The organism is Fusobacterium sp., assembly GCF_029258315.1.
Lineage (GTDB): Bacteria > Fusobacteriota > Fusobacteriia > Fusobacteriales > Fusobacteriaceae > Fusobacterium_B.
This window is the reverse complement of record NZ_JARHZE010000116.1, coordinates 1-8,064: the sequence shown is the minus strand read 5'-3', so window position 1 is coordinate 8,064 and position 8,064 is coordinate 1. Positions and strand designations below refer to the sequence as shown.

At 29.1% G+C, this 8,064-nt stretch carries 8 protein-coding genes; 6 read left to right on the top strand and 2 right to left on the bottom strand.

Annotated features, from left to right (window positions below; translation table 11 throughout):
- Both Q1J48_RS07810 and Q1J48_RS07805 read left to right on the top strand, forming a co-directional pair.
- The coding region (locus Q1J48_RS07810) for a citrate lyase subunit alpha (RefSeq protein ID WP_300362471.1) at positions 1-699 on the top strand (699 nt) is incomplete at its 5' end.
- A 137-nt stretch (positions 700-836) separates the two neighbouring features.
- Positions 837-1,403 carry a thymidine kinase gene (locus Q1J48_RS07805; protein WP_300330617.1) on the top strand — a complete coding sequence of 189 codons (567 nt, stop codon included), beginning with the start codon at positions 837-839 and terminating at the stop codon, positions 1,401-1,403.
- A 24-nt stretch (positions 1,404-1,427) separates the two neighbouring features.
- Here Q1J48_RS07805 and Q1J48_RS07800 read toward each other — a convergent pair whose 3' ends face one another.
- The gene (locus Q1J48_RS07800) at positions 1,428-2,306 is read right to left on the bottom strand and encodes a LysR family transcriptional regulator (RefSeq protein ID WP_300330614.1); all 879 of its coding nucleotides are present in this window, start codon (positions 2,304-2,306) and stop codon (positions 1,428-1,430) included.
- Between the two features lie 157 nt (positions 2,307-2,463).
- Between Q1J48_RS07800 and Q1J48_RS07795 the strand changes: the two genes are divergently transcribed.
- Together Q1J48_RS07795 and Q1J48_RS07790 are read left to right on the top strand one after the other, a co-directional pair.
- Entirely contained in the window at positions 2,464-3,627 is a 1,164-nt protein-coding gene (locus tag Q1J48_RS07795) for a M20 family metallopeptidase (protein WP_300362467.1), read from the top strand.
- A 20-nt stretch (positions 3,628-3,647) separates the two neighbouring features.
- Positions 3,648-5,024 (top strand): YfcC family protein, encoded by a 1,377-nt coding sequence (locus Q1J48_RS07790; RefSeq protein WP_300362464.1) that lies wholly within the window; start codon positions 3,648-3,650, stop codon positions 5,022-5,024.
- 32 nt (positions 5,025-5,056) lie between these two features.
- Here Q1J48_RS07790 and Q1J48_RS07785 read toward each other — a convergent pair whose 3' ends face one another.
- Positions 5,057-5,719 carry a GntR family transcriptional regulator gene (locus tag Q1J48_RS07785; RefSeq protein ID WP_300330606.1) on the bottom strand — a complete coding sequence of 221 codons (663 nt, stop codon included), beginning with the start codon at positions 5,717-5,719 and terminating at the stop codon, positions 5,057-5,059.
- Positions 5,720-5,956: 237 nt separating this feature from the next.
- Between Q1J48_RS07785 and nagE the strand changes: the two genes are divergently transcribed.
- The gene (gene nagE, locus Q1J48_RS07780; protein ID WP_300330604.1) at positions 5,957-7,426 is read left to right on the top strand and encodes an N-acetylglucosamine-specific PTS transporter subunit IIBC; all 1,470 of its coding nucleotides are present in this window, start codon (positions 5,957-5,959) and stop codon (positions 7,424-7,426) included.
- Positions 7,427-7,551: 125 nt separating this feature from the next.
- A complete protein-coding gene (locus tag Q1J48_RS07775; protein WP_300362461.1) occupies positions 7,552-7,938 on the top strand; it encodes a (deoxy)nucleoside triphosphate pyrophosphohydrolase in 387 nt (128 codons plus the stop codon).
- The last annotated feature ends 126 nt before the right edge of the window (positions 7,939-8,064 follow it).

Sequence of the window (8,064 nt, the reverse complement as noted above, 5' to 3'; positions counted from 1 at the left end):
TCAGGAGGATCATCATTAGCAGTTTGTAGATACTTAAAAGATTATATGAAAGAAAATGAAATAAAAGGATCTTTTGTATCAGGAGGAGCAACAGGATATTTAGTAGAATTATTAGAAGAGGGATATTTTGGAGCTATATTAGATACACAAAGTTTTGATGGCGCAGCAGCAGCTTCAGTTGCAAGAAATGCAAACCATTTAGAGATGTCATCATCAATGTATGCAAACCCTCATAATAAATCTTGTGTGGCTCATCAATTAGATGTAATGATATTATCAGCTACTGAAATAGATGAAGATTACAATATAAACTCATTAACAGGATCAACAGGAATGATAATGGGAGCAGTAGGTGGAGCACCAGATACAGCAGCAGGAGCAAAACTTACTTTAGTAGTAGCTCCAACTATGAGAAAAAGAATTCCAATAGTAACAGATAAGGTTACAAATGTAGTTACTCCAGGAGAAACAGTTGATATTTTAGTAACAGAAAGAGGAATCTGTGTAAATCCTAATAGAAAAGATTTACAAGAAAAATTAGATGAGGCTGGAATAAAAACTAAAACAATTCAACAATTAAAAGAGGAAGTTGAGTATTTAACAGGAACTCCAGAAAAAACAGAATTTACAGATACAATAGTTGGAATTATTGAATACAGAGATGGAACTGTAATAGATGTAATCAGACAAGCAAAATAAAAACTGATTTTTTAAATTAAGCCTAAGCAATCATCAGACTAAATTTAGTTTGGTGATTGTTTTATTTTATTTTTAGTAAAATATTTTAAAATAAAATGCTATAATAGTAAAAGATAAAAATAAACTAGGAGGAAAAATTGGCAGGAAAAATAAATTTTTATTATGGAGTAGTTGGATCAAGAAAGTCATCAGAACTTTTACTTACAGCTCATAGAAATAAAAGTGTTGGGAAAAAAGTTGAAGTTTTTCAACCTTATAAGAATGAAAGAGATGGACATTTTGTTTCTAGTAGAGCGATGGAATATACACTAGAAGCAGTAGTAGTAGATGAAGAATTTAATTTTTTTGAATATTGTAAAAATCATGAATTAGATCTGCTTTTAATAGATGAGTTTCAATTCTTATCAAAACAACATTGTGATCAATTGGTTGAAGTTATGATTAATTTTGATATAAATATATTTTTATATGGTCTTATGAGTAACTTTAGAGGAGAACTTTTCCCAACAGTAGCTTATATGATGCCATATATGACAACATTAAATGAGATAAAAACTGTTTGTGGTCACTGTGGAAAAAGAAAGGCTACAATGAATGTTATGATTGGAGATGTAGAAGCAGATAGTGATGGAATATCAGTAGGAAATCATTATAATGGAGTTTGTGCTGTTTGTTATAAAGAATTAACAAAAAATAAAAAATAAAGAGGAGAGATTCTCTTTATTTTTTTATTTAAAATTAAATTTATATTTTTCTAAAATAAATTTAACAAAAGTATTGATATTAGAATTTTCTAAATTTTTAGCCTTTGTTAATAGATAAGTGTTCCTAATAAAAAATTCATCATCAGATTTTTTTAGGGGATGAAAGAAGAGAGAATTAAAATTTTGAATATGTACTTTTGGAAGTACAGTCCAACCAATTCCATTTTTTACCATTTCCAAAGAAGCCTCAATAGAATCAACTTTAATTATTTCAAATTGTTTTCCTCTTTTTAAATTTATTTTTGCCCATTCCTCTAAAAATATTTTAGATTTTACAACATTTTTTGTGTCGTGTTGAATATAAGGTAATGTGTATAATTTTTCTATCTCAAAAGGAAAATTTGTTACAATTCCATAAGGTTCAGAGTGAATAATATATTTTAAATCATTCCAAGAGTTTTCTCCCCTTAAAAGAGCTATATCTATTTGATTATCTTTTAACAAAAAAGGAAGTTCAGAGGATGAAGTTCCTGTTTTTAAATTTATTTTTATCTCTGGATATTCTTTATTAAAATCGCTTAATATAGGAGCTAGCTTATATTTTGCAACAGTTGTACTTATACCAATATTAATGAAATTATCATTTTTTAAATTTAAAATATTTTTTTTCATGTTTTCGTATTCTATTAACATTTTTTTAGAATATTCAACTAAATATTCTCCCTCTTTAGATAAAATAACTCCATTGGAATGTCTTATTAAAATATTAACACCGAGCTCTTCCTCTAATTTATTCAATCTATAAGTTAAAGAAGGTTGAGAAGTATATAATTTTTCAGCTGTTTTAGTTAAACTTAACTCTTCAGAAATAGTTTTTAGTATTTCCCAATCTTTGAAATCCATAAAGTCCCCTTATTAAATCTTATCTAGGTATAAAAAAATTTTAAAAAGCCTATAAAAATATAGTATTTCATTTTTAGAATATTTTATAATAAAATATGTGTAATAAAAAATGATATTATATACATAATTTTATCACAAGTTTTTGAAGGAGGCAATAATGAAAAGAAAATTATTTGAAAAAATAGAAGAATTACAACCAAGACTACAAGAGATGTCAAATTTTCTTTTTGATAATCCTGAAATAGGTTTAAAGGAATATAAAGCATTAGATACCTTAACCAAGTTCTTAGAGGAATATGATTTTAAAATTGAAAAGGGGATAGGAGGATTAGAAACTTCTTTCAGAGCGGTTTATGAAAATGGAGTAGGTGGACCATCAATTGGAATATTGGTAGAATACGACGCCATCGAAGGATTGGGACATGCTTGTGGACATCATTTACAAGGACCATTAGGAATAGGAGTAGCAGTTGCATTAAAAGAATGTTTAAAAGATAAAAATTATAAATTAGTAGTATATGGAACACCAGCAGAAGAAACAATAGGTGGAAAATTAATAATGATAAAAAATGGTTGTTTCCAAGATATTGATGTGGCTTTAATGACTCATGGAGGACCAAATACAACAACAGATATAAAATCATTAGCTATGTGTAAATTAACAGTGACTTTTAAAGGAAAGAGAGCACATGCAGCCTTAAAACCTGAGGCTGGAAGAAGTGCTTTTGATGCACTACTTTTAACATTTAATGCCATAGAATTTATGAGAGAACATGTACCTGATGATGTAAGAATGCATTATACAGTTATTAATGCAGGTGGACCAGCTAATGTTGTTCCAGGAGAAGCAGTGGGTAACTTTTATTTGAGATCTTATGACAATGCAACTTTAGTAGATTGTAAAGAGAGATTTTTTAAGATAATTCAAGGTGCAGGTCTGATGACTGAAACTACATATGATATACATATAGATAAAGAAATGGGGGGGAAAATCCCAGTTCTCACTTTAAATGATCTTGTGATGAAAAGTGCAAGGGAATTAAAAGCTCCAGCAATAAGTGCTCCGAGAGAAAAAACAGGTTCAACAGATTTTGGAAGTGTAATGGCAGTTGTACCAGGAACTTGTTTGAGAATAGCTTTTGTACCAGAAGGATCATCTTCGCATTCAGATGAGTATTTAAAAGCTGGAAAATCTGAAGAGGCTTATGAAGCACTAAGAGTAGGAGGAAAAATTTTATTATCTACAATTTTTGAAATAATAGATAAACCAGAAGTATTTAATAAAATAAGAGAAGAGTTTGAATCAAAAACAAAAAAATAAAAAGTTTTTAGGAGGAGAGAATGTCAGAAAAAAAATTTAAAATGCCACACTCATATGTAATAATATTTATGTTATTGATATTTGTATCTATCTTAACTTATATTATTCCAGCAGGAGAGTACACAAGAATAACAACAGAAACTGGATTAAAAATGGTAGATAGTACAAGTTATCACTTAGTAAAAGCAAATCCAGTTGGGGTATGGGAAATACCAAATTTTGTGATGAAGGGTCTTATAAAACAAGCAAATATTATATTTCCTTTACTTGTTATAGGTGGAGCTTTAGAAACTGTACTTTCAACAGGAATGTTCCACGCTTATTGTAATAAACTAGCAAGAAAATGCTCTGGAAAAGAAAAAATATTTATACCAGCTGTTTTATTACTTTTTGCAATAATAGGAATCACTCAATCAACAAATAAATTTATAGGTTTTGCTCCACTAGGGGTTATGCTTTCAGCAACTCTAGGATATGATGCAATAGTTGGAGTAGCTATGATATTACTAGGAGTTGGAATAGGATTTTCAACAGGAATATTAGCACCAACAACTGCAATAGCTCAAGAGATGGCAGATCTACCAGCTTATTCTGGAATGGGTCTTAGAATAGTAGCTTTTATACTTTTCTATATAGTAACAGCAGCTTATATTATTTGGTATGGAGAAAGAGCTAAAAAAGATCCTACAAAAAGTGTTCTTTATGGTGTAGAGGGAGTAGAAACTTTTGATCTAAAAGATTGTAATGTTGAAATAAATAAAAAACATCCACTTGTTTTAGGAGTTGTAGTAATAGCTTTTGGAATTTTAATGTATGGTTGTATAAAATATAGCTGGGGATTAGTAGAAACTGCAGTATGTTTTATGTGGTTAGGATTTATAGCTGGATTAGTTTATGGATATACACCTAGTAAAATTGCAAGTTGTTTTGTAAAAGGGATAAAAGGAATGGCTTCAGCTGCAATGATAGTTGGATTAGGTGCAGCAGTAGCATTGATTTTACAAGAGGCAAAAGTATTAGATACAGTTGTTTATGGATTAGCAAATATGTTAGCTTGGTTCCCTAATTTCTTAAAGGCACCAGTTATGTTAATAATGAATATCATAGTAAATGGATTTGTAACTTCTGGAACAGGTCAAGCGGCAGTAGTAATGCCAGTTATGGTTCCTTTAGCTGATGTTTCTGGAATCACAAGACAAACAGCAGTACTTGCATATAAACTTGGTGATGGATTCTGTAACTATATTTTACCACATGCATCTGCTTTAATGGGATTTTTAGGAGCAACAGGTATAACATATGATCGTTGGATGAAATTTATGGGTAAATTATTCTTGATCTGGGTATTGTTAGGATCATTGATACTTTCTTACGCATATTTTATACATTATGCTTAAAAATATAAAAGGTCAAGTTTAACTTGACCTTTCTAAATATTATTTTCTTTTTCAAATTTTGGAATCATAAAAGACATAGATTTTTCTAAATGATTTTTATTAACTTTAAGAGCTTTTTTTAGATCTTTATTTTTTATACAATCAAAAATTTGAAGATGATCGTTAAAAGCTTCTTCTTTTCTTTCCTTGTTACTGATTGATAATTTTCTAAATCTTTTTAAATAAAGATTGATATTATTTATCATACTAGTAACTCTTGGGACTTGAGCAATTTCATAAAGAACATGGTTAAACTCAGAAAAAAGTTCAAAAACTTTTTCTAAATTATCATTTAATAATTCTTGTTTTGTTTTTTTTAAAATATTTTCGATAGAATTAATATCCTCTTGAGAAGATTTTTCTATAACTTCCTCTAAGATAATTCCCTCAAGGGCAATTCTTATTTTATAAACTTCTACGACTTCTTCTTTTGTAAATTTTTTTACAAGAACACCACCAGTAGAATTAGAGACTACTAATCCTTCTAGCTCTAGCATTCTAAGAGCTTCTCTAATAGGAGTTCTACTTATTTGAAACTTATTAGAATATTCTGTCTCAATTATTCTTTCTCCTTGAGCTATTTTTCCTTCGATTATCATCTCTTTTAAAATTTCATAAACTTTTTCTCTCATTGATTTATTTCTTTGTATTATCATTTTTCACCTTTAAAAAATTGTTTTTAGTATACATTGAACATTGTACAATATATTTATACAACTGTCAAGTTATAAAAAATATAAAAATATGGTTTTTTAATTCAGTTTTTTAAATAAATATTCGAAAAATGTAAAAATATTTCAAAAAAAGCTTGATTTTTAAGAAATATATAATATAATGAAGATATCAGGAAATTTATTATATTTAGTCTTTAGTACTTAAAGGAGGATGGTTTTATGTTCAGTTATTTACAAAAAATAGGTAAAGCACTGATGGTACCAGTTGCAGTGTTACCAGCTGCAGCAATTTTAATGGGTATTGGTTATTGGGTTGACCCAGTTGGATGGGGAGGAAATAGCCAGTTAGCAGCATTTTTAATTAAAGCGGGAGCTTCTCTTATAGATAATATGCCAATTCTATTTGCAGTTGGTGTAGCTTTCGGACTTTCAAAAGATAAAAATGGAGCAGCAGCTCTTGCTGGTTTAGTAGCTTTTGAAGTTGTTGTTACTTTACTTTCTACTGGAACTGTTGGAATGTTAACAGGAATTCCAGCAGATCAAGTTTCTCCAGCATTTGGAAAAATAAACAACCAATTTGTTGGAATTCTTTGTGGAGTTGTAGCAGGAGAATTATACAACAAATTCCATACTTTAGAATTACCTAAATTCTTAGCATTCTTTAGTGGAAAAAGATTTGTTCCAATTATCACTTCAGTTGTAATGATAGTAGTATCATTTATATTATTATATATTTGGCCACTAATCTATACTTCATTAGTAACTTTTGGTGAAAATATTGCTAAAATGGGAGCTATTGGAGCTGGAATATATGGATTCTTCAATAGACTTTTAATACCAGTTGGATTGCACCATGCTTTAAACTCAGTATTCTGGTTTAACGTTGCAGGAATAAATGATATTGGAAGATTCTGGGGAGCACCAGCAGTAGCTTATGAAGGACTTCCAGAAGCTGTAAAAGGAGCTTATCATGTAGGAATGTATCAAGCAGGATTCTTCCCTATTATGATGTTTGGATTATTAGGAGCTTGTTTTGCATTTATAAGAACTGCTAAACCTGAAAATAAAGAAAAAATAAAATCAATAATGTTAGCAGCAGGATTTGCAAGTTTCTTTACAGGAGTAACAGAACCAATTGAATTTGCATTTATGTTCGTTGCACCAGGATTATACTTATTACATGCAGTTTTAACAGGAATATCTGTATTCTTAGCAGCATCTCTTAACTGGATGGCAGGATTTGGATTCTCAGCAGGACTTGTTGACTTTGTATTATCATTAAGAAATCCTAATGCAAATAGACCAGTAATGTTACTTGTTTTAGGATTAGTATTCTTTGTGGTTTATTATGTAGTATTCTCACAAGCTATAAGAATGTTTAATATAAAAACTCCAGGAAGAGAAGATGAGGATGACACAGTAGTTATTCAAAACTTCAAAGGTGGATCATCTTCAAATGCTGAATTAGCAGCAGCATTATTACCTTTATTAGGTGGAGTAGAAAATATAGTTTTAATTGATAACTGTACTACAAGATTGAGACTTGAAGTAAAAGATGTAACAGTGGTTAAAGATTCTGAAATTAAAAAATTAGTTCCAGGAGTATTAAAACCAAGTGCAACAGCTGTTCAAGTAATAGTTGGACCACAAGTAGAATTTGTAGCTGATGAATTAAAAAAATTAGTTTAATAGACTGAAATAAAAAAATAAAAGCCAGTAGAAATTTTTTCTACTGGCTTTTTATATTTTTTAACTATTGATAGAGTTTTTTTTAAGTGGTATAATATTTTAAGAAAAAATTTAAGGTGAGATATATGGAAAAAATAATAAAAGTTGTAGCAGCAATAATAGAAAATGAAAAAAATGAAATATTATGCACTTTAAGACCCATTGGAAAAATATTGGGAAATTATTGGGAATTTCCTGGAGGAAAGTTAGAAGTTGGAGAGACAGAGTTTGAAGGGATAAAAAGAGAAATAAAAGAGGAATTGGATTGTGAAATAGAACCAATAGAGATATTAGGGAATGCTTTTCATAAATATGAAAGAGGAACAGTAAATATAATTGCAATAAAATGTAAACAATTATCTGAAATAAAGCTATTAGAGCATAGTGCTTGCATATGGTTAAAAAGAGAAAATTTAACCTCTCTAATATGGGCACCAGCAGATGAAGAAATCATTTTAAAACTTTTAAAATAAATTTAAGGAGGAAGATTATGAAAAAAATAATCTGCATTTTAATGTTAATCATAGGAAGTTTAACATATTCTTTTGGAAAGGAAGAGGGAAATAGAAGTATAAAAGTTATAGGTGAAAGTATTTTAA

Excerpts from the sequence above, each read along its gene's own strand:
- Q1J48_RS07800 (WP_300330614.1), bottom strand. The coding sequence starts at position 2,306 with ATGGATTTCAAAGATTGGGAAATACTAAAAACTATTTCTGAAGAGTTA.
- Q1J48_RS07795 (WP_300362467.1), top strand. The coding sequence starts at position 2,464 with ATGAAAAGAAAATTATTTGAAAAAATAGAAGAATTACAACCAAGACTA.
- Q1J48_RS07790 (WP_300362464.1), top strand. The coding sequence starts at position 3,648 with ATGTCAGAAAAAAAATTTAAAATGCCACACTCATATGTAATAATATTT.
- Q1J48_RS07785 (WP_300330606.1), bottom strand. The coding sequence starts at position 5,719 with ATGATAATACAAAGAAATAAATCAATGAGAGAAAAAGTTTATGAAATT.
- nagE (WP_300330604.1), top strand. The coding sequence starts at position 5,957 with ATGTTCAGTTATTTACAAAAAATAGGTAAAGCACTGATGGTACCAGTT.
- Q1J48_RS07775 (WP_300362461.1), top strand. The coding sequence starts at position 7,552 with ATGGAAAAAATAATAAAAGTTGTAGCAGCAATAATAGAAAATGAAAAA.